We start from the raw sequence: 20,387 nt of genomic DNA on the forward strand, positions 1-20,387 counted from the left end.
GCATGTAGCCCAATAGTTGACTACACCGCAAGAACAGCACCGCGCTTCGCGCGGATAGGCACCGGTCTCCGCGCCGCGTCATGTAGTTTCGCACCCGATGTCCTTTCTGCACCCGGCCTTCCTGTGGGCGCTCGCTGCCCTGGCCATCCCGGTGCTCATCCACCTTTTCCAGCTTCGTCGCTTCAAGCGGATCGACTTCACGCACACGCGCTTCCTGGCCGAGGTGACGAAGCAGACCCGCGCGCGCCGCAAGGTGCAGCACTGGCTCACCCTGTTGGCCCGCATGCTGGCGCTGGCCTTCCTGGTGTTCGCTTTCGCACAGCCCTACATCCCCGGCGAGGACAGCAGCGCCACGGCGGGCGATCGCGCCATCTCGCTTTACATCGACGACAGCTGGAGCATGGACGGCCAGAACGCGCAGGGCCGCCTGCTGGACCAGGCCCGCCGTGGGGCGCAGGAGGCCATCATGGCACATGCCGCCACCGATCGCTTCCAGGTGATCACCGGCCGCTTCGAGGGCCGCGAGCAGATGCTGCTGGGACTGGACGATGCCATGGAGGCGGCTTCCCGCGTGGATGTGGGGCCTTTCGCGCGGCCCCTCTCCCAGGTGATGACCAGGCAGCGTGAAGCGCTGGCCACCAGCGAGGCCGAGACGCGACGCGCCTTCCTCTTCACCGATCTGCAGCGCGGCATCACCGACGTGGAGCACTGGACCGACGACCCGGCCATCCCCACGGTGATCGTGCCCCTGCCACCCACCCGGCCGGACAACCTCAGCATCGACTCGGTGTGGTTCGAGACCCCCGTACGCCGCGCCTGGCAAGGCGAGGCCTTGCGTGTCCGCATTCGCAACCACGGCGCGCAGGACCTGGTGAACGTGCCCCTGCGCCTGTCGCTGGCCGGGCAACAGCGCGCCATCGCCACCTTCAGCGTGGAAGCTTCGGCCACCGTGGATACCGTGCTGCGCTTTTCGGGCGACGGCCCGGGCCTGGTGCACGGCGAAGTGTCCATCAGCGACCAGCCCGTGACCTTCGACGACCGCATGCACATCAGCTACCGGGTGACGGACCGCCTGCGCGTGGCCGTGGTGAGCGGTGGCGATCAGGCGGGCGATCGCGCACTGGCGGCGGTCTTCGAAGGCGACAGCACGCATGTGTTCACCACCGTGGCGCACCGCATGGTGGACCTCGCCGCCTTGCAGAACCAGGACCTGGTGGTGCTGCAGGCCGTGCCGGATGTGCCCGGCGGTCTCCTCGAAGCGCTCGCCGCCTTCGTGGAGCAAGGGGGCAGCCTGGCGGTGTTCCCGCCGTCGCAAGGCGATCCCGCCGGCCATGCGGGGCTCTTCGGCCGCTTCGGTGCGGCACCGCCCACCAGGCTCGATACCGGCACCGTTCGCGTGGACCGGATCGACCTGGAGCAGCCCTTCTACCGCGATGTGTTCCAGACCATGCCCCGCAACGTGGATCTGCCCGTGGCCCGCGAACGATGGTCGTTGACACCCAAGCCGGGCAGCGACATCCTGTTGCGCGCGCAGGATGGCCGGCCCTACCTGTCGCGCACCCCGATAGGCTTGGGAGCGGTCTACCTCAGTGCCGTGCCGCTCGCCGAACGCGCGGGCAATCTGGTGCGCCATGCCCTCTTCGCCACCTCGCTGCTGCGCATGGCCGAACTGGCCAGACCCATGGGCGCCCTGTACCACAGCATAGGTGAGGAGGTACTGGTCCCTATGGAAGGCCTGGACCTGCCCGGCGAACGGCCGCCCACGGTGTCCGGTCCCGAGGGCACGGCCTTCACCCCTGAAGTGCGCCGCACGCCCGGCGGCACCGCGCTGGCCTTCCATGACCAGGACATGCGGCCGGGGCCTTACACGGTCATGGACGGTGGGGACACGCTCGCCGTCTTCGCGCTGAACCTCTCGCGCCGAGAAAGCGACCTGGCCACGCTGGATCCCGCCGACCTGCGCGCCCTGCTTACCGAAAAGGGACTGACCACCTTCAGTGTGCTGGAGACCGGCACGGGCGATCTTTCGCTACGTTTGACCGAACTCGGCCAGGCACCGAAACTGTGGAAGTGGTGCATCCTGCTCGCCCTGTTGTTCCTGGCCGCTGAAGTCTTCCTCTTGCGCGCATCGCGATGAACGACCTGATCATCCGACAAGCCCGGGTGGTGGATCCCGGAGGACCGCATCATGATGCGGAGACCGATATTCTGGTGAAGGACGGCCGCGTGGCGCGCATCGGGAACCGGATCCCGGCGGGTGATGCGCAGGAGGTGAAACAGCCGGGCCTGCATGTGAGTCCCGGCTGGGTGGACCTGCGTGCCCATTTCCGCGACCCCGGTGAGGAGTGGAAGCAAGGTGTGGCCAATGGCCTGGACGCCGCCGCCGCCGGTGGCTTCACCGCCGTGGCCGTGCTGCCCAGCACCGAGCCCCCCACGGATGGACGATCGGGTATCGAGTATCTGCTGCGCAAGGGCCAGGGCCATGCGGTACGCCTGCTCCCCATCGGCGCCATCACCAAGGGCCTGAAGGGCAAGGAACTCGCGGAACTGCACGATCAGCGTACCGCAGGCGCCGTAGCCTTCAGCGACGACCAGTACCCGCTGCGCAACAGCCGCCTGATGCTGCTGGCCCTGCAGTACGCCAACGGGCTGCCCGGCCAGACTGGACCGGTGATGGTCTATCCCAGCGATGCGGACCTGTGCGCGCGTGGCCAGATGCACGAAGGCCACATGAACGCCCGCCTGGGGCTGCGCGGCCTGCCGGCCATGGCGGAAGCCATCCAACTGGCGCGCGACCTGGCCCTGCTGGAATACGCCGGTGGCCACCTGCACGCCGCCACCATCTCCACCGCCGAGGCCGTGGAACTGGTGCGGCAGGCGAAGGCGCGCAAGCTGCGGGTCACCGCCAGCGTGGCCGCCTACAATCTGCTGCTGGACGACGGCTGCCTGCGCGGCTTCGAGTCATGCTACAAGGTGATGCCACCACTGCGCGACGCACACCACATCGAGGCGCTGCGCGAAGGTGTGAAGGACGGCACCATCGACGCCATCGTGAGCGACCACCGCCCGGAGGACCGCGAGCACAAGGTGGTGGAGTTCGGCCAGGCGGCCTTCGGCATCATCGGGCTGGACAGCTGCTTCGCCGTGGCGAACTCCGCGCTCAAAGGCCGCATGTCGTTGCGCCGCTTGATCGAGCGCTTCACACACGGGCCACGCGCCGTGCTGGGCCTGCCCCGCGTGCATGTGGAGGAAGGCGCATCGGAGCTGACACTCTTCGATCCCGAGGTCGCCCACGTGCTGCACGAGGAGGACCTCACCAGCCGCTCGCACAACACGCCCTTCATCGGGCAACCTTTCACCGGCCGCCCCGTGGGCATCGTGTCCGGTGGCCAGGTGGTGCTTCGGCAGGCCGCCACCGCGGCCACGCGTTGATCCGGCTCAGCGTTTCGCGCTCTCTTCCGCCGCCCGCTCGGCCTCCTTGGCCTTGAAGCGTTCGATCAGCTCGGCGTCCGTGTAGTCGAGGTTCTCCAGCATCACGCGCGCATCGGCCGCGAAGGCATGGTCGGGAAAGAGGTTGATCACCTCCTCGTAGGCGCGTTTGGCCTCGCCCTTCTGTCCCAGGTCGCTGTCGATGGTGAAGGCCTTCATGTAATACACGTCGGGCAGCCGCTCCCAGTAGGAGTAGTCCTGGATGATGCGGTCGTACAGCACGATGCTCTGGTTGGCGTCATACAGCACTTTGGCCACGCTGGCGGCACGGAAGAGGTATTCGGGCGCCATGCTGTCGGTGGGGAAGGCGGCCACATAGGCCTTGTACACATCGAACAGGCCCTGAGCGCCACGCTGGTCGAAATTCATCTTGGTGAACAACGAATCCTCCATGCCGGCGATGCGTTCGCGCATCACATCGGCCTTCGCGTCGCCGCCCTTCTCCTTGGTGCCGCAACCGGCGATGAGGAGCAGAGCGAACGGGAGGGATGTGTACCAGTGCTTCATGGTCATGGTCATTTGGTCATGGGGAAACGCATGCGGTAGCGCGCGTCGGTCCTGCCCATGGAGATGTCGCGCAATTTCCCTTGCAGCAACCGGCGGCGCAGGGGATTCAAATGATCGGTGAAGAGGATGCCCTCCACGTGGTCGTATTCATGCTGGATCACCCGCGCGGCGAAGCCTTCGAAGGTCTCCTGGTGTTCCTTGAACCGCTCGTCCTGGTAGCGCAGCACGATGCGCGGCTGGCGCTTCACCTCCTCGCGGATGTTGGGGATGCTGAGGCAGCCCTCCTCGAAAGGCCACTCCTCCCCTTCCTCCTCCAGGATCTCCGGGTTGATGAACACGCGCTTGAAATCCTTCAAGGTCGGATCGTCCGCGGGTTCGCCGTCCTCACCGGCCTCCGCGAAAGGCGAAGCGTCCACGATGAACAACCGGATGCTCTGGCCCACCTGCGGTGCGGCGAGGCCCACACCACTGGCGGCGTACATCGTCTCGAACATGTCGGCGATCAATTGCTCCAGGCCTGGATGGCCGGGCTCTATCGCTTTCGCGCGGCGCTTCAGCACAGGATCGCCGTAGGCTCTGATGGGGAGGATCATCGCGGTGGGGCGCAAAAGTAGCCGTCCGACAGGCTTCCCGCCGGGCCGCTCCGATGAACGGTCACCGCCCCTGCCGCTCCAACCAGCTTTGGAGCAGAATGGTGGCGCTGATGCGGTCCACGGTGCCTTTGTCGCGGCGGGCCATGCGGCCGATGCCACTGGCCAGCATCACCTCCTTGGCCATGCTGCTGGTGAAGCGCTCATCCACGGTCTCCACCCAGTGTTCCGGAAAGGCCTTCCGCAGACGCCCAAGGAAGCTGTGCACATGCGGCGTGGCGTCCGTGGGTTTGCCGTCCAGCCCCATGGGCAGGCCCACCACGAAGCCATCCACGGCTTCCTTCTCCAAGTATCGCTTCAGGTGGTCGATCACCTCAGCGGTGGGCACGGTATCCAATGCCGTGGCGATGATCCGCAGGGGATCGGTCACCGCAAGGCCGGTACGCTTGAGGCCGTGGTCGATGGCGATGACGCGGGGCATGGGCGCGAAGGTCGGCAAGGGCACCCATCTTTGCCCCATGCATGAACTGATCGAGAAAGCCTGGAACGACCGTTCGATGTTGCGCGATGAGGAGGTGGTGCTCGCCATCGAGGGCGTGATCGAAAAGCTGGACCGTGGGGAATTGCGTGTGGCGGAGCCCGAGGGTGACACGTGGCGCGTGAACGAATGGGTGAAGAAGGCCGTGCTGATGTACTTCCCCATCAAGGGCATGAAGACGATGGAGGCCGGTCCGCTGGAGTTCCACGACAAGATACCCCTGAAGCACCGCTACGCCGAACTGGGGGTGCGCGTGGTGCCGCATGCGATCGCCCGCCATGGCAGCTACCTGGCGCCGGGTGTGATCCTCATGCCCAGCTACGTGAACATCGGCGCTTACGTGGACAGCGGCACCATGGTGGACACCTGGGCCACGGTGGGCAGCTGCGCACAGATCGGCAAGGACGTGCACCTGAGCGGGGGTGTGGGCATCGGCGGTGTGCTGGAGCCCGTGCAGGCCGCACCGGTGATCATCGAGGATGGCTGCTTCATCGGCTCGCGGGCCATTGTGGTGGAAGGCGTGCATGTAGGCCGGGAGGCGGTGCTCGGCGCCAACGTGGTGCTCACCGCCAGCACCCGCATCATCGATGTGACCGGGGCGGAACCCCGTGAGATGAAGCGCTATGTGCCACCGCGATCGGTGGTGATCCCGGGTACGCTTCCGAAGCGATTCCCCGCCGGCGAATACGGCGTGCCCTGTGCGTTGATCATCGGCCAGCGCAAGGAGAGCACGGACAAGAAGACCAGCTTGAACGAGGCCCTGCGCGAGCACCATGTGGCGGTGTGACCCGGACCGGGCAACGAAGGTCCACGGCGAAGCGTCTACCGGGCGTCCTACCTTGACCCTATCGCCCATGATGCGTTCCCTACCCCTGGCACTCGCCCTGGCGATGGCCACACCCTCCTCCGCCTTCGAGATCGTGGTGAACATCCAACACGCTGTTTGTGGCAACACCACAGGCAGCATGTGGGCCTACGCCGTGGGGGGCGCCATACCGTACACCTACCTGTGGAGCAACGGCTCCTCGAGCTCCACCCAATCGAACGTCCCACCCGGCGTGTACACGCTCACCGTGACGGATGCCCTGGGCACGCAAGCGTCCGTGGAAGTGGAACTGGTGCAGACCGATGCGCTGTTTCCGCCCTTCGCGCCACCGCAGGCCTGGTCCTGTGATGCGGATTGCAACGCGGGCTTCTACTACTACATCCCGCTCCCTGGCAATGGATTCCCATACACGGTAGTGTTCGACCCACCGGGTCCCACGGGCGGCGCCAGCCCCAACGGACTGTACTTCAACGGCCTCTGCCCCGGTGAAACCTACATGGTGACAGTCAGCAACGCCAGCGGATGCACGGGTGTGGTGGGGCCGATCGAAGTACTCGGCGAGATGGCGCCCGAACTGCTTGCTTCCGAAGTCACCGGAAGCTGCCCAGGGGGCGCCACGGGATCGATGACCCTCACCTTCGACCAGGCCGATTCCATCTATGTGTATGGACCGAACGGATCTGTGTGGGCGCCCAGTGTGAACCCCTTTTCCCTTGGCAATCTTTCGCCAGGAGCGTACACCATCGATGTATTCGCCTCTCCAAGCGTGAACAACCCGCCGGGAAGTGCGAGCACCAGCTGCCATAGTGTGTTCCAGGTCACCATACCGGTGAGCAACGACCCCTGCGGCAGCATCAGTGGCACGCTGTACGCCGACCTGGACACGGATTGCGATCAGGGCGGCGCCGATCCCGGCATGCCATGGCGCGTGCTTACCATACAGCCAGGCGATCACCATGTGCTGAGCAACGGCAGCGGTGCATTCTACACGGAACTTTTCTATGGCGACTACGCGCTGAACACCACCCAGGCCGGCTACGCGCTGGTATGCCCTGGTCTGCCGGCCCCCTTCACGCTCGATGCCGGTTCACCCGCGGCCACGGTCGACATCGCCCAGGAGCCCCTCTTCGGGCCGGATGCCCGCGCCTTCCTGGCCATGGGCATCCACCGGCCGGGCTTTGAAGTGGACTACCACGTGAGCGCGACAAATGAAGGTCCCTTCAACTTCCCAGGCGCATCGCTCGACCTCTTCTTCGATCCCCTGCTTTCGATCGTGGACAACGGCGGTGGGTCGCTAGTGGGGGCAGGGCAGCTGCGGTGGGTATTGGGCGATCTGGCGCCATACAGTAGTGCCTCGTTCACCGTCACCCTTGCCGTACCGCCCAATGCCGCGCTCATCGGCACACAAGTGACCGGTACCGCCACATTGGACCTGGCGGCGCCTGACAGCGACCCGGACAACGACAGCTACACGGTCACCGCCACCATCATCGGCGCATACGACCCCAACGACAAGCTCGTGCAGACCAGTTCGGCACTGAGCCCCCTGCAGTACTTCCTGGACCAGGACCTTTGGGTGGACTACACCATCCGCTTCCAGAACACGGGCACCGCGGAGGCGATACACGTTTACCTGCTGGACACCATCGCGCCGGAGTTCGACCTCACCTCGTTGCAGATCCTCGGAACCTCGCATGCGTTCACGGCCTCGCTGCATCCCGGGCGCGTGCTGCGCTTCGACTTTCCGGACATCATGCTGCCCGACAGCACCAGCGACTTCGCCGGCAGCCAGGGCTTCGCCAGCTTCCGCCTGCGACCTGTGGGTGGCCTGCCACTGGGCACGATCCTCTCCAACGCCGCGGACATCTACTTCGACTTCAACGAACCCATCCGCACCAACGACGCCGACCTGGTGATCGACATCTCCACCGGCGTCGCGGAGCGGACCACCGCTTTCATCCAAGTCCATCCCAACCCCACCGATGACCTGCTACAACTGCTGGTGCCCGATGGCCACTGGACTATCGAAGTGCTCGGCGTGGATGGCCGTCTGGCCCGCAGGGTCCGCATGAGTGGCGATCGCATGGCGCTGGATGTATCCGGATTGTCGCCCGGCACCTATCTGCTGCGGTTGACCGAAGCGAAGGGAACAGGCGTGGTGGGACGCTTCGTGAAGCGGTAGACCAGCCACGTCCGTCATCGGCCACCGGGCTAACTTGGCCCGGCCCAGCAGCCGATGCCCAAGCAGTTCCTCGTCATCCAGACCGCCTTCCTTGGCGATGCCGTTTTGGTGACGGCCCTGCTGGAGAAGCTGCACGCCCGGTACCCTGATGCGATGATCGACCTGGTGGTACGCAAGGGGAACGAGGGGCTCTTCGGAGCGAGGGGTGCGAAGGAAGACCAAAGCGGCACGGAAGCACGGAGGGCACATGGGCCTGCCAATGCCGTGGCCCACACCCACCCCTTCCTGCGGCATCTGTTCGTGTGGGACAAGCGCCAGGGAAAGACCCGCGCGTTGTTCCGGCTGATCGGCGAATTGCGGAAGACCGAATACGACCACATCATCAACGCCCAGCGCTTCCTCAGCACCGGGCTGATGACGATGCTGGCGCGCGGCAAGGAGAAGGTCGGCTACGACAAGAACCCGCTGAGCTTTCTGTTCACGCGGAAGGTGCCGCATGTGATCGGCGACCCCTCGGCCGCGCTCGGGGTGGCGCCGCACGAGGTGGACCGCCTCAACGCCTTGATCGAACACCTCACGGATGCCTCACGTCCCCTGCCCCGCCTGTACCCCGGCGAGCAGGCCCGCACGGAGTTCCAGGCGCACATGGGCACATGGGCACATGGGCACATGGCGCTCGGTCACGTATGCATCGCTCCCGCCTCCGTCTGGTACACCAAGCAATGGCCCGAGCACAAGTGGGTGGAGCTGATCAAGGCCCTGCCTGCGGACCAGCAGGTGGTGTTGATCGGTGCGCCGGGTGATGTTCCGTTGTGCGAACGGATCGCGATAGCCGCTGGTCGCGGCCAGACCCTCGCCGGCAAGCTCTCGTTGCTGGCCACCGCCGCCTTGATGGAGCGCGCCACCATGAACTACGTGAACGACAGCGCACCGCTGCATATCGCCAGCGCGATGGACGCCCCGGTAACGGCCGTTTTCTGCAGCACCGTGCCCGCCTTCGGTTTCGGTCCGCTGAGGGAGAACGGCCGCGTGGTGGAAACGGCGGAGAAGCTGGACTGCAGGCCTTGCGGGCTGCATGGGTACAAGGCCTGTCCGAAGGGTCATTTCAAGTGTGCGGAGGAGATCCTGGTCGCCACGGTCGCTTCCTGACCAGCGGCCTACTTTTGCCGCCCTTCACCGATGAGCCGCACATCGGCATATACCGTCGATCCCGCCCGCCTCGAAGGTGTGGTGCAGGAACCGCTCTTCGTGGCAGTGGCGGAGGAGGCCAAAGCGCGCGGCATACCGGCCTTCGCCATCGGCGGGCATGTACGCGATCTGCTGATCGGCCGGGAGAGCAAGGACATCGACTTCGTGGTGGAGGGTGATGGCATCGCCTTCGCACAGGCTGTGGCGGAACGCTTGCAAGCGGGCCATGTGCACGTGTTCAAGAACTTCGGCACGGCCATGTTCCTCTGGAACGATGAACAGGTGGAGTTCGTCGGCGCCCGGAAGGAGAGCTACAGCCGCAACAGCCGCAAGCCGGAGGTGGAACCCGGCACCATCCGGGACGACCAGGAACGGCGGGACTTCACCATCAACGCGCTGGCCATCTCGCTCAACGAAGGCAGCTTGGGCGCACTGGTGGACCCCTTCGGCGGCATCCTCGACCTGGACCGTGGCCTGATCCGCACCCCGCTTGATCCGGACATCACCTTCAGCGACGATCCCCTGCGCATGCTGCGCGCCGTGCGCTTTGCCACACAGCTGGGCTTCGTGATCGATCCGCCCACCTTCGAGGCCATCCAGCGCAACGCCAAACGCCTGGAGATCATCAGCGCCGAGCGCATCCACACCGAACTCAACAAGATCATCGCCACGGCCAAGCCAAGCATCGGCTTCAACCTGCTGTTGCAAAGCGGGCTGCTCTCCGAGTTCTTCCCCGAATTCCTGGAGCTGAAGGGCGCCGAGGAGAAGTACGGCATCGGCCACAAGGACAACTTCCACCACACGCTGCAGGTGCTGGACAACGTCTGTGAGAAGAGCGACGACCTTTGGCTGCGCTGGGGCGCCATCCTGCACGATATCGCCAAGCCCGCCACGAAGCGCTTCATGCCCGGCCAGGGCTGGACCTTCCACGGCCACGAGGACAAGGGAGCACGCATGGTGCCGAAGATCTTCCGCCGGCTGAAACTGCCGCTGGACGACAAGATGAAGTTCGTGCAAAAGCTGGTGGCACTGCACCTGCGTCCCATCTCACTCACCAAGGAAGAAGTGACGGACAGTGCGGTGCGCAGACTCCTCTTCGACGCGGGCGACGACATCGACGCGTTGATGATCCTGTGCCGTGCGGACATCACCAGCAAGAACGAGAAGAAGAAGGAGCGCTACCTGCGCAACTACGACCTGTTGATGGACAAACTGGCCGAAGTGGAGGCGAAGGACCACGTGCGCAATTTCCAGCCCCCCATCACCGGCGAGGACATCATGGCCGTCTTCAACATCCCGCCCTGCAAGGCCATCGGCGACATCAAATCGGTGATCAAGGAGGCGATCCTGGACGGGGTGATACCCAATGACCGCGCCGCGGCCTGGCCCATGATGATCGCGGAGGGGCGGAAACTGGGGTTGGAGCCCGTGGCAGGCATGGAGGATCCGATCACGTGACGATCACTCGACCACCAATCGGCCACGGCCGATCGCACCTGTGGAAGATGTCAAACTCCACATGTAGATGCCAACAGCAAGGTCTCCACGAGGGATCGGGTGGACCGTACCGGTCACTGGTTCATCGCGCGCCAGGCACCCATCGGCCCTGATCAATCTGAATCTCGTGCCCGGTAGCGCCGGAAGATCAAGTACCAGTTCCCCGCCCGCAACGAATGGCACCGGCCGCACCATGGCTCCTCCGGCAGGCAACGACACATCGGATACGGACACGGGCATCACATTGATGAAGTACAATGGGGATGCGGTCGCTGTGCAACCGTAGCTGTCAGTACCGGTCAATGAATAGGCCGTGTACTCCGTCGGGAAAGCCCATGCCGTGAGCGAAGTGCTATCACTGAGGCTTTCGTTCGGGTGCCACACATAGGTAAAGGGCTCGTAGTCACCGGATACGTTGGAACCGAAAAAGAACTGGAAACTGTCACCGGCCAAAATGGTGGCGGAAATGTATCCGAGGTGGGTTCCCAGGTTCGCCATACGCACGAAGACCGAGTCCTGGCATTGAGCGCCGAGCGCATCCGTCACCGTCAGTTTGTAGTAGATCTCATCGAACGGATCCACCAACGTGGGGTTGGAAAGCGTGGTGTCATTCAAGAAGTCCGAGGCCGTGAAGTAATAGGTGTTGCTTCCCACGGTGTAAGAATGTTCGGCGCTCCATGCATAGCTATATGGGGGCGTTCCACCTGTGGCCGCTGGAATTCCCCCAAGCACTATCTGCGGGGTGTACATCCAGTTGTTGCATACGATCGTGTCCTGCCCAGCATGTGCGGCGCATTGTGCCATTGTCGCGAACGGCAAGGCCATGAACAGGGCGATCCAAAATGCGCGTATCATCGAGCTTTCACACCAAGGTAGACAACCTTGCCGTCCACCACGCCGCTTTGGGTCATCCAAGTACCATTGCCGCGTGGACAACATGGGACCATGCCTTGGGATGGACATGATCCCTAGGCTGTGCCTCGTACTTTCGCGCCACCCAACACGGACTCTCGTCCCTCCGGGTTCAAACACTATGCGCATCTACCGCTTCCGCGTCCTGATCGACCACGAGAGCGAGGCTTTCCGCGACATCGAGATCCGCTCGGACCAGACCTTCCTGGAATTGCATCAGGCCATCAAGGACGCCTTCGCCTTCCTGGGCCAGGAGATGGCCTGCTTCTACGTGAGCGACGAGGAGTGGAACAAGGGCGCGGAGATCCCCTTGGCGGACATGGGCTTCGCCGAGGAGGGCACCATACCGCCGCTGATGGCCGACACGCTGATCAGCGACCACATCCGCGGCACCGATCAGCGCTTCATCTACGCGTACGACTTCCTGCACATGTGGATGTTCATGGTGGAACTCATCGCCGCCACGGACCCCCTGCCCGGCGTGGCATACCCGCGTGTGGTGATGAGCATGGGCAACGCGCCCGATGAGCACAGCAAGGAGATGGACCTCGCGGATGGCATCCTGGAGGAGGAAGACCCTTACGCCACCGGCCCGGAGGAATATGGCTCCGACGATGACGAGGACGACCTGTTCGGCGATGGTGAGGATGACGAGTTCGGCGGGCACGGCAACATCGATGATCTGGGGGAGGAATACAGGTAGTTCAAGGTTGTAGTTCGTGGGCTGCAGGTTGATGGTTGGCTTGACCATGGAGGCGATCGGCTGATGGAACCCACCCTCATCGTCATCAGCGGACCCACGGCAACGGGAAAGACCGCGGCGGCCGTGGCGTTGGCGAAGCACCTCGGCACCGAAGTGATCGGCGCGGATTCCAGGCAGTTCTACCACGCCATGCGCATCGGCACGGCGCGGCCCTCCGCTGAAGATCAGGGCGGCATCGCCCACCATTTCATCGGTCACCTGGACCTCGAGACCACCTGGAGCGCGGGCACCTTCGCACGCCAGGCCGAACCCGTGTTGCAGAACATCCTCGCCACGAACGGTAGCGCCGTGATGGCCGGTGGCAGCGGACTCTACCTCGATGCCGTGCTGAAAGGCCTTGACCCGCTGCCCCAGACCGACCCCCGGCTGCGCGAAAAACTGCAGCGCCGTTCGGAGAAGGAAGGGCTGGCCAAGCTGGCGGAGGAGCTCCATCGTCTCGATGCCATCACCTGGGCCAGGATCGACAGGAACAATCCGCATCGCGTGATCCGTGCCTTGGAGGTTTGCCTCATCACCGGCAGGCCCTTGAGTGCGCAACGCTCCACGCCGGTGGACCGCACGGACCTCCGCATCGTGCGGATAGCGCTTGACGTGCCCCGCGAGGAACTCTATACCCGCATCGATGCCCGCGTGGACGCCATGGTGGCCGCCGGACTGGTCCAGGAAGCGCGTTCACTCCTGCCTTGGCGCCACCTGAACGCGCTGCGCACAGTGGGCTACCGCGAACTCTTCATGCATTTCGATGGCCACTTGGGTCTGGAGGAAGCCATCGCGCTGATCAAGCAGCATACACGCAATTACGCCAAGCGGCAGCTGACCTGGCTGCGGCGCGATGCGGGCTGGCGTTGGAAGGCACCATCGGACATCAAGGGTATGTTGGACCTGGTGCGGAACGCGCTATGATCGGATCTCCAGCCCGATCAACAGCACATCATCCACCTGCTCCAATTCCCCCTTCCACATCCGGAAGCGGTCGCTGATGGCCTGATGCTGCTCCGCCATGGGCAGATGCGCGGTGGACAGCAGCCATTCCTTCAGGCCGGCACTGCGCAGCTTTTTACCATGCAGCCCGCCGAATTGGTCCTGTAGACCGTCGCTGAAGAGGTAGGCACGATCACCCGGCAACAAGTCCACCTCGGTCCGCTGGAAGGGCTTGATCCCGCCCTCATGCTGGCCGATGGGCATGCGGTCGCCCTTGTGCTCGATCAATTCGCCATCGCGGATGATGTAGAGTGGCGCATAGGCTCCCGCATAGGCCAAACGGCGGGTCTGGCGGTCGATGGCCACCAACGACACGTTCATCCCATCACGGAAGTCCGAACCGTCGCTGCGACCCAAGGCGTCGATCATGCCGGCACGGGCTTCATCCAGCACCCGGGCGGGATCGGTGATGCCACCATCCCTGACGATCTCCTGGAAGAGCGATACACCGATCAGGCTGAGCAGCGCGCCCGGCACACCATGGCCCGTGCAATCCGCAGCGGCCACGAGCACCCGTCCATCGCGCTCATGGAACCAATACAGATCGCCGCTGACGATGTCGCGCGGCCGGAACAGGATGAACGAATCCGGGAAGTACGCTTCCAATTCTTCCGGATCGGGCAGGACCGCGCGTTGGATGCGTTGGGCATAGCGGATCCCCGCGAGCAGCTCCCGGTTCTTCTCACGCACCAGCGAACGCTCCTCCTCCACCGCCTGCTGCAAGGCGAGCCGCTCGCGGATGTCGCGCGCGAATAGGATCACCACGGGACGGCCCCGGTAGCTGGAGACCTTGATGCTCGATTCCACGGGAATGACGGTTCCATCCGATGCCAGAAGCGGTATGGTGTCATCGATCAAGCCTTGCTGCTCCCAGGCATCCGCGATGCGGCGCGCACTGTCCTGGATCCTTTCCGGTGGATGGATGTCGCGCACGCTCATGGTCGCGAGCCGTTCGCGGTCATGGCCCAACAGGTCGGCCGCATGATGGTTGGCGTGCAGGATGCGGCCATCCACGTAGTCGATCACGAAGAGCGCATCGTTGCTGCCTTCCATCACGGAGAGGTAGCTGTCCCGGTCGCGTTCGGCCCGCACGTACGAGGTCCGCAGGCGGTTGTAGGCGAAGGAGAGACCCGCCGTGGCCGCCAGGAGCACCACCGGCAGCCCGCCATACAACAACACGGTCATCAGGTCCATGCCGGCTGGGCCACGGGCAGCCTTTCCAGGGCGCCGAAGATGAGCTCCGGGCGCAGGTACTCGCCCACCCGATCGGGCCGCGACACGTAGCGCACCACACCATCCACATCCACCAGGAAGGAGGCCGGGAGCGGAATGCCCTTCGTATAGTCCACGCCGATCTCCAGCGCGGGGTTGTTGTACACCACGCCATAACGGGCGGATACGCTTTGGTCCACATCGCTGAGCATGCCGAAACGCACCCCGATGCGCTCCACCATGTCCTTGTTCACGCTGATGTCGTCCGGGCCGATGCCGAGCACATGCACCCCTTTCTCCAGGAACGCGTGCCTGTTGCGTTCATAGGTGCGCAGCATCATGTGGCAGCCCGGGCACCAGTCGCCACGGACGAAGATGAGCAGCACGGGGTGCTTGCCACGGAAGTCGCTCAGCCGGACGATCTTCCCATCCGCATCGGGCAGTTCGAGGTCCGGTGCTTCACGGCCCACCTGCACCTTGTAGCCGCCCTGTACGCTGCGCCGGATGTGCATGCCGTCCTGCACATAGCTGGCCGTGAGGCCGATGGCACCCAGGATGGGCAGCAGGGGCGGCAGCCAGAGGTCCCATACGAAGGGATCGCCCACGATGGCGAACAGGAAGATCCCTGCGGACAACAACGCCGTGCCCGAGTCCAGCCAGAGCAGGTTGATGTAGGTGAAGCGCTGCATGTACTTCTGGCGGGCGATGGTGGCCATGGCGGCGAGCAGCAGGGAGGTGGTCACCAATGGCCACGCTTGGTGGCGCAGGTCGATGGCGATGCCCAGGGCACAGGCGCTGAGCAGCAGCATGGCGAACTGGTAGTCGCTCGTGTACTTCTTGAATTCCATGGCCGTGGAGCCATAGGCCAGCAAGAGCAGCACGATGCCCATTTGTGGGTGGTCCAGCATGAAAAAGGGCGGTGCGGCGAGCAGCAGCAACAGGCCCAGGCTGGTGAAGGGGTGGATGTACTTCAGCATGCGCACGCGGATACGCGCGAAAAGCCCCTCCGGTTACCGCCATGCAGCCCTTGGCACCCCTGCGAATACCACGATCGCGCGATACCCGGGGCCCTATCGGTCCGATACCTTCGCGGCCACCGGTGCGGCATGCCGTACTCCACCTTGGAACACATCGCCGCCGCCCCCCCATCCCGACATGCGCCCGATCCATACCACCGCCACGCTGCTGCTCTTCACACTCCTGGCCTGTGAAGCACCCGCCCCTTCCGCGGAAGCCACGGAAGTGAACGTCTATACGCATCGCCATTATGCATCGGACAAGCAATTGTTCGAGCGCTTCGCCGAACTCACCGGGATCCGTGTGAACGTGGTGCAGGCCGGCGATGATGAACTGATGGCGCGCCTGGAGGCCGAGGGGCGGAACAGCCCATGCGACGTGTTCATCACCGCTGATGCGGGCCGGTTGGGCCTGGCGAAGAACCGCGGCCTCTTGAGACCCGCCCGCAGCCAGGTCTTGGAGGCGAACATCCCCGCCGCGCTGCGTGATCCCGAAGGCCATTGGTACGGGCTCACCCGCCGCGCCCGTATGGTGGCCTACCACAAGGACAAGGTGGATGGCGCCTCCATCGCCACCTGGGACGATCTGACGAAAGCCGAGTGGAAAGGCCGGGTGCTGGCCCGCAGCGCGGAGAACATCTACAACCAGAGCCTCGTGGCGGCCATGATCGCGCATCAAGGCCCGGATGCCACGCTGGCCTGGGCCAGGGGCATCGTGGGCAATCTGGCGCGCGACCCGGTGGGTGGTGACACCGACCAATTGCTGGCCGTGGCCGAAGGGATCGGCGATGTGGCGATCGCCAACTCCTACTATATCGCCAAACTCATGGCCAGCGACGACCCTGCGCACCAGAAGGCGAAGGCGGTGTTGCGCGTGGCGTTCCCCACCATCGGTGAGCATGGTGTGCATGTGAACGTGAGTGGTGGTGGCGTGGCCAAGCACGCCCCACATCCCGAAGCTGCTGTCCGATTGCTGGAGTTCCTCAGTGGACCAGAAGCGCAGGCGCTCTTCGCCCAGGGCAACAAGGAATATCCCGTGCTGCCTGATACGCCTTGGCCCGCGGAGTTGGAGGCCTTCGGTCCCTTCGAAGCCGATGGCCTGGGTTTGGATGCGCTGAACAAGTTCAACAGCGAGGCATCCAAAGTGCTTCAGGCCGCGGGATGGCGTTGAGTCGACCAGCATCACGCGTTCCACGCAGCAGGAAGCAATGGGGCATCTCCCTGCTGGCCATGCTGATGGCCGCGCCGCTGCTGGTGGTGGTCACCTCTCCCCTGCACGCTCCCGCACCGGAATGGGCACATGTGGCGCGCGAACTGCTTCCTGCGCACCTGCGGGAAACGCTCCTGCTGCTTGGCGGAACGCTCGCCCTGGCCCTTCTGGTGGCGGTACCCACCGCCTGGCTGCTGGCCCGTTTCGACCTGCCCATGCGTGGGATCTTCCGGTGGGCCCTGGTGATGCCGCTCGCGCTTCCCACCTACATCAGTGCCTACACCTACGCCGCGATGCTGGGTCCCACCGGTTCCATCAGCGTGTGGACCGCGGCACATTGGGGCTTCAGGCCGGACATCATGGGACTGCCCGGCCTGTGTCTGGTGCTGGCCCTCGCGCTGTTCCCCTATGTCATGCTGCCGGTGCGCGCGGCCTTCTCCGTGGGCATGACCCCCCAACTGGATGCCGCGCGGCTGCTCGGTGCGCGGCCCCTGCGGCGTTTCGGCAAAGTGGCGCTCCCACTGGCCCGGCCCGCCATCGCGGGTGGTGCGTTGCTGCTGGCCATGGAAACACTCAATGACTATGGCGCCGTGAAATACTACGGCATCCGCACGCTCACTACGGGCATCTTCCGCAGCTGGGGCGGCCTCTACGATCCCGGTAGCGCGCTGCGGCTCGGGCTGGCGCTGATGGGCCTGGTGGCCCTGCTGATCTGGATCGAACGCCGCACGCGCCGGATGGCCCGGCAGGATACCGCGCAGGTGCGGGCGCGACGCGAAAAGCTGCGGGGCTGGCAAGCCTGGATGGCGACCGCGTGGTGCCTGCTTGTCTGGTGTGCCGCCGCTGGCCTGCCCTTGGGGAAACTGTTGTACGATGTGCTCCAGAGCACGGGTGATGCGATGCCGGATGGCGTGCTTTCCGCCATGGGCAACACGCTGTTGGTGGCCTCCCTGGCGGCGTTGGTCACCTTGGTGGTGGCCGTGCTCTTCGCCTATCGGGAACGCCACGGCGACGCGGGCGACCCGGCCATCCGGTTGGCGCGACTCGGCTACGCCATACCCGGTGCCGTCATCGCCGTGGGTGTCATGGCCCTGGCCGGTGCCATCGACCGGCAAGGCGTGCTGTTCTTCACCCTCATCGGCAGCCTGGGCCTGCTCACGTACGCCTTCGCCGTGCGCTTCGTGGCCGTGGGCACCCAGCCACTGCTGGACGGTCTTCGCCAGCAGGGCGCTGAACTGGACGAAGCGGCGCGCCTGATGGGCGCGTCCAGGCCACGCACCTTCCTCCGGGTGAACCTTCCCCTGCTTCGTCCGGCCATGGCAGCGGCCGCCACGCTGGTGGCCATCGATGTGATCAAGGAACTCCCGCTGACGCTCATCCTGCGGCCATTCAATTTCCACACGCTCAGCACGCTCACCTACGAGATGGCCAGCATCGAGCAGCTTCGCGAAGCCTCATGGCCGGCCCTGCTCATCGTACTTTGCGGGCTGCTGCCAGTGCTGCTGTTGGAGCGGTCCCTGGCCCGAAGCCTGCGATGAACGAGCCTCTGTTGCGGATACGTGGACTTTGCTTCGCCCACGGCGGCCACGCCGTGCTCAAGGACCTCGACCTCGATCTGGAGGAAGGCGGCATCCTGCTGGTGGTGGGACCGAGTGGCAGTGGCAAGAGCACCCTGCTGCGCACCATCGCCGGCCTGGCGCGACCCGGAGCCGGCAGCATCCACTTGGGCGGCCGCTGCCTGAGCAACGAACGGACCTTCATCCTGCCCGAAGCGCGATCGGTGGGCATGGTGTTCCAGGGTCTCGCGCTCTTCCCCCATCTCACCGTGGCCGGCAACGTGGGCTTCGGCTTGCACGACCTGGATCGCGATGAACGCGGACGGCGCGTGCAGGAGGAATTGCGCAGTGTGGGTCTTGAAGGATTCGAGCGGCGCTACCCCCATGAGCTCAGCGGTGGGCAGCAGCAGCGCGTGGCCATCGCGCGCTCCCTGGTGATGCGTCCCGGCCTGCTGCTGATGGACGAACCCTTCAGCGACCTGGACAGCGAGACCCGTGTGCTGGTCAGACACGAGGTCCGGCGCATCCTGCTCGCCCACGGCGTCACCGCCATCATCGTGAGCCACGACCCCGAGGATGCGGTCCACCTGGGTGCGCGTGTGGCACGTATGGAGAACGGTCGCTTGCGCATGCTGGCCGTGACCGATGACGCCACACGCGGCCAGACCGCCACGCCATGAGCGAAGAACGGCTGGAGCAACTGCACGCGATGCTCGCCGAGGAACCGGGCGACGCCTTCCTGCGCTACGCCATCGCCCTGGAGCACAGGCGCCGCGGTGAGATGGAACAAGCCATCGCGGGCTTGGAGTCCCTGCTGGCGGACGACCCCGCGCACATCGCCAGCTACTACCAACTGGCGCTGTTGCTGGCCGATGCGGACCGCATCACCGAAGCGATCGCCGCGTGCGAGGCCGGCGCTCTTCGCTGCATCATCGCAGGAGAAAGAAAGGCCCGCGCCGAACTGCTCGCACTCAAAGCCTCGCTGGAGGACGCCTTATGACGCGCCGGTGGCGAAGACCGCTCCTCGCCTTCACCAGCCTCACGGCCCTGCTCATCCTTTTCGCGCATCCCTGGTTCGCGATCACACGGCCCGTGGGTGGCGGCGTGCTGGTGGCCGAAGGTTGGATGCATCGCGACGGCCTGCTGCAAGCCAGGCGGATCTTCCTCGCCGGCGGCTACGATCGCTTGTATCTCACCGGCACACTGCGCCCCTTCACCTACCAGTTGCACGGCGGTGAAAGCTTCACCATAAGCACCAGCCGGGACCTGCGTGAGGAGATCCGCTTCAAGACCACCGGACTGCCCGGCGCCCAATGGGCGATCCTGGGTGATGGTGACACACTGCATGCCGGCGCGGTGACGACACGGCTCGTGCGGCATCGCGTCACCTTGCCACGCGCCGTGCGCGAGATCCGCTTCGTGGAGACCAGTGGTGGCGGACCACCCGGAACGGCCGTGGTCTTCGTAGGGTCGATGACCGGCGATGGCGATGACATGCACGCACTGGTGGACACCATGGTACTGCACCACGCCGATGGCGGCACAGAACCGGGGTGGCCCACACATGCCGAACATGCACGTGCGATCCTCCTGCGCGCGGGCATGCCCGACAGTCTGCTGCGTGCCGTACCCGTCCGTGCCGACCGTGCGCGTACACGGGCCTCGGCCAGGGCTTTCGCGTCACTCGCCAGGGTGGAGGGGATCGCACGTGTGGATGTGGCCACGCTTTCGGTCCATGCCCGCAGAACCCACCACGCCTTCGTCAAGGCCCTGGGACCGGCAAGCGAAACGGGCATCATCGCACTGGAGGACCACCGCTGCCCTCGCTGGACCTGGTGGACGCGGCCATACGGCTGGCTCCAGGTGATGAAGGAAGTGGTGGCCGCGCCCTTCATGCTCATCCCCGATGAAGAAGGCTGA

General features: G+C 64.9%; 19 protein-coding genes. 13 read left to right on the top strand and 6 right to left on the bottom strand.

Annotated features, from left to right (window positions below; genetic code table 11):
* Window positions 1-97 precede the first annotated feature (97 nt).
* Complete coding sequence (locus tag KIT10_03700) at window positions 98-2,137, top strand: BatA domain-containing protein (GenBank protein ID MCW5898353.1); 2,040 nt, start codon at window positions 98-100, stop codon at window positions 2,135-2,137.
* Window positions 2,134-3,432 (top strand): dihydroorotase, encoded by a 1,299-nt coding sequence (locus tag KIT10_03705; protein MCW5898354.1) that lies wholly within the window; start codon window positions 2,134-2,136, stop codon window positions 3,430-3,432. The genes KIT10_03700 and KIT10_03705 overlap by 4 nt, the downstream gene beginning before the upstream one ends.
* Window positions 3,433-3,438: 6 nt before the next feature.
* Here the strand turns inward: KIT10_03705 and KIT10_03710 are convergent, their stop codons facing one another.
* The 3 genes from KIT10_03710 to ruvX form a co-directional block, all read right to left on the bottom strand.
* A complete protein-coding gene (locus KIT10_03710) occupies window positions 3,439-4,002 on the bottom strand; it encodes a hypothetical protein (GenBank protein ID MCW5898355.1) in 564 nt (187 codons plus the stop codon).
* Window positions 4,003-4,004: 2 nt separating this feature from the next.
* Window positions 4,005-4,589, bottom strand: coding sequence for a peptide deformylase (gene def / locus KIT10_03715; protein MCW5898356.1), 585 nt, complete (start codon window positions 4,587-4,589; stop codon window positions 4,005-4,007).
* A 61-nt stretch (window positions 4,590-4,650) separates the two neighbouring features.
* Window positions 4,651-5,067 carry a Holliday junction resolvase RuvX gene (gene ruvX, locus KIT10_03720; protein MCW5898357.1) on the bottom strand — a complete coding sequence of 139 codons (417 nt, stop codon included), beginning with the start codon at window positions 5,065-5,067 and terminating at the stop codon, window positions 4,651-4,653.
* Between the two features lie 37 nt (window positions 5,068-5,104).
* Between ruvX and KIT10_03725 the strand changes: the two genes are divergently transcribed.
* The 4 genes from KIT10_03725 (at window position 5,105) to KIT10_03740 (ending at window position 10,778) form a co-directional block, all read left to right on the top strand.
* A complete protein-coding gene (locus KIT10_03725) occupies window positions 5,105-5,911 on the top strand; it encodes a 2,3,4,5-tetrahydropyridine-2,6-dicarboxylate N-succinyltransferase (protein MCW5898358.1) in 807 nt (268 codons plus the stop codon).
* 67 nt (window positions 5,912-5,978) lie between these two features.
* On the top strand, window positions 5,979-8,132 hold the full coding sequence (locus KIT10_03730) for a T9SS type A sorting domain-containing protein (protein MCW5898359.1): 2,154 nt from the start codon (window positions 5,979-5,981) through the stop codon (window positions 8,130-8,132).
* 54 nt (window positions 8,133-8,186) lie between these two features.
* Entirely contained in the window at window positions 8,187-9,281 is a 1,095-nt protein-coding gene (locus KIT10_03735; GenBank protein MCW5898360.1) for a glycosyltransferase family 9 protein, read from the top strand.
* A 30-nt stretch (window positions 9,282-9,311) separates the two neighbouring features.
* Window positions 9,312-10,778, top strand: coding sequence for an HD domain-containing protein (locus KIT10_03740; protein ID MCW5898361.1), 1,467 nt, complete (start codon window positions 9,312-9,314; stop codon window positions 10,776-10,778).
* 3 nt (window positions 10,779-10,781) lie between these two features.
* On the opposite strand, the gene KIT10_03745 is transcribed toward KIT10_03740, so the two are convergent.
* Entirely contained in the window at window positions 10,782-11,672 is an 891-nt protein-coding gene (locus KIT10_03745; protein ID MCW5898362.1) for a hypothetical protein, read from the bottom strand.
* A 178-nt stretch (window positions 11,673-11,850) separates the two neighbouring features.
* Between KIT10_03745 and KIT10_03750 the strand changes: the two genes are divergently transcribed.
* Together KIT10_03750 and miaA are read left to right on the top strand one after the other, a co-directional pair.
* Window positions 11,851-12,432 (top strand): hypothetical protein, encoded by a 582-nt coding sequence (locus tag KIT10_03750; GenBank protein MCW5898363.1) that lies wholly within the window; start codon window positions 11,851-11,853, stop codon window positions 12,430-12,432.
* 63 nt (window positions 12,433-12,495) lie between these two features.
* Window positions 12,496-13,395, top strand: a complete 900-nt coding sequence (gene miaA / locus KIT10_03755; GenBank protein ID MCW5898364.1) for a tRNA (adenosine(37)-N6)-dimethylallyltransferase MiaA — start codon at window positions 12,496-12,498, stop codon at window positions 13,393-13,395.
* Here the strand turns inward: miaA and KIT10_03760 are convergent.
* A complete protein-coding gene (locus KIT10_03760; protein ID MCW5898365.1) occupies window positions 13,390-14,667 on the bottom strand; it encodes a SpoIIE family protein phosphatase in 1,278 nt (425 codons plus the stop codon). The two genes, miaA and KIT10_03760, sit on opposite strands and share 6 nt — an antisense overlap.
* Window positions 14,658-15,662 (bottom strand): peroxiredoxin family protein, encoded by a 1,005-nt coding sequence (locus KIT10_03765; GenBank protein MCW5898366.1) that lies wholly within the window; start codon window positions 15,660-15,662, stop codon window positions 14,658-14,660. Before KIT10_03765 ends, KIT10_03760 begins: the two co-directional genes overlap by 10 nt.
* A 178-nt stretch (window positions 15,663-15,840) precedes the next feature.
* Between KIT10_03765 and KIT10_03770 the strand changes: the two genes are divergently transcribed.
* The 5 genes from KIT10_03770 to KIT10_03790 are packed head-to-tail and all read left to right on the top strand — an operon-like array spanning window position 15,841 to window position 20,387.
* The gene (locus tag KIT10_03770) at window positions 15,841-16,872 is read left to right on the top strand and encodes a Fe(3+) ABC transporter substrate-binding protein (GenBank protein ID MCW5898367.1); all 1,032 of its coding nucleotides are present in this window, start codon (window positions 15,841-15,843) and stop codon (window positions 16,870-16,872) included.
* Window positions 16,863-18,449 (top strand): iron ABC transporter permease, encoded by a 1,587-nt coding sequence (locus KIT10_03775; GenBank protein MCW5898368.1) that lies wholly within the window; start codon window positions 16,863-16,865, stop codon window positions 18,447-18,449. The genes KIT10_03770 and KIT10_03775 overlap by 10 nt, the downstream gene beginning before the upstream one ends.
* Window positions 18,446-19,147: an ABC transporter ATP-binding protein gene (locus KIT10_03780; protein MCW5898369.1), complete on the top strand. Its 702-nt coding sequence runs from the start codon at window positions 18,446-18,448 to the stop codon at window positions 19,145-19,147. The genes KIT10_03775 and KIT10_03780 overlap by 4 nt, the downstream gene beginning before the upstream one ends.
* Window positions 19,144-19,467 (top strand): hypothetical protein, encoded by a 324-nt coding sequence (locus KIT10_03785; GenBank protein ID MCW5898370.1) that lies wholly within the window; start codon window positions 19,144-19,146, stop codon window positions 19,465-19,467. The genes KIT10_03780 and KIT10_03785 overlap by 4 nt, the downstream gene beginning before the upstream one ends.
* Window positions 19,464-20,387: a hypothetical protein gene (locus KIT10_03790; GenBank protein ID MCW5898371.1), complete on the top strand. Its 924-nt coding sequence runs from the start codon at window positions 19,464-19,466 to the stop codon at window positions 20,385-20,387. The genes KIT10_03785 and KIT10_03790 overlap by 4 nt, the downstream gene beginning before the upstream one ends.

It is taken from the genome of Flavobacteriales bacterium (assembly GCA_026129465.1).
GTDB lineage: Bacteria > Bacteroidota > Bacteroidia > Flavobacteriales_F > PHOS-HE28 > PHOS-HE28.